General features: G+C 56.8%; 1 protein-coding gene. It reads left to right on the top strand.

The window, feature by feature from the left end:
- The first annotated feature begins 117 nt into the window (after positions 1-117).
- Entirely contained in the window at positions 118-549 is a 432-nt protein-coding gene (locus tag BUB20358_RS27955) for a WapI family immunity protein (RefSeq protein WP_123806825.1), read from the top strand.
- Positions 550-933: the final 384 nt, after the last annotated feature.

Below are 933 nucleotides of genomic sequence, written 5' to 3'. Positions count from 1 at the left end.
CGGTCGGATAGCTTACGCGGCACAAAAGCGGACATTTCTATGTAGCTAAAAGCGGACATTACTATCTAGCCACTACAGTCCGATTGGACAATACTTCACTTTATGTACTATTGACACATGCTGATCATTGAAACAGATGACTTTCGACTTCAAATGGAGCCCGTTGCTGCGAGACGCGAGGAACCGGGAGGCCCGTATCTTGAATGGATCGATGTACGAATCCAATTGACGGTACCGGGCATTCAGGCGGAAGGGCAATGGAGTGTGATGCCCGACGAGTTGCGACAATTTCGGCAACAGATTCGATCCATGCAAACGCAGCTTCAATCCGGGCAACGAGCGGATTTAACCGGCGTCGAGCCGGGGTTTGAACTGACATTGCGAACACTCGATCGACGCGCAATCATAGGCGACTGGCGCTTTCAGCCGACCCCTCCCGATGGAGCATGTATCACGGGGCATTGCGGGCTGGATCAGTCCTTCTTGTCCGAGTTGCTACAAGGAATTGAATCCCTTCTATCGTTCAGCGGAACGAGCAATTCACCGTAATCGAGGCCCTCGCGCGCGGAGGCACGCGCCTTGGTCGACACCGTAGTCAGCCAGCCGACGGCTTCGCCGAACGCACAAGCGCGCTCGCCAGCCCGATTGCGTGCCTGGCCATCACACCAAGAAGTGGTGCCGACGTGAACGGCGCGCTGAAGCCTTCGAACCCGACCGTTGCGTGGCAATGCACCGGCCCGCTCGCTCGACAGCGAAGCATCGGCACGATCCGTCCGAAACTCCGCGGCCGATCGCATACGACAACCTCTTGAACGAAGCCGCCGACCGTTAAAGCGCGGCGTTCTTCAACAGCTGCCTAGTGTCCCGTTCCGCTGATTCGCGAACAAAGTCGGTGTAGCTTTTCGAGGATGGAATCGGCAGACGCGGTCCAGA

This window comes from Burkholderia dolosa, from assembly GCF_902499135.1.
GTDB lineage: Bacteria > Pseudomonadota > Gammaproteobacteria > Burkholderiales > Burkholderiaceae > Burkholderia > Burkholderia dolosa.
This window is presented reverse-complemented; position numbering and strand designations above follow the sequence as displayed.

Bases quoted from the DNA above. Each gene is read 5' to 3' on its own strand.
- BUB20358_RS27955 (WP_123806825.1), top strand. From the start codon at position 118: ATGCTGATCATTGAAACAGATGACTTTCGACTTCAAATGGAGCCCGTT.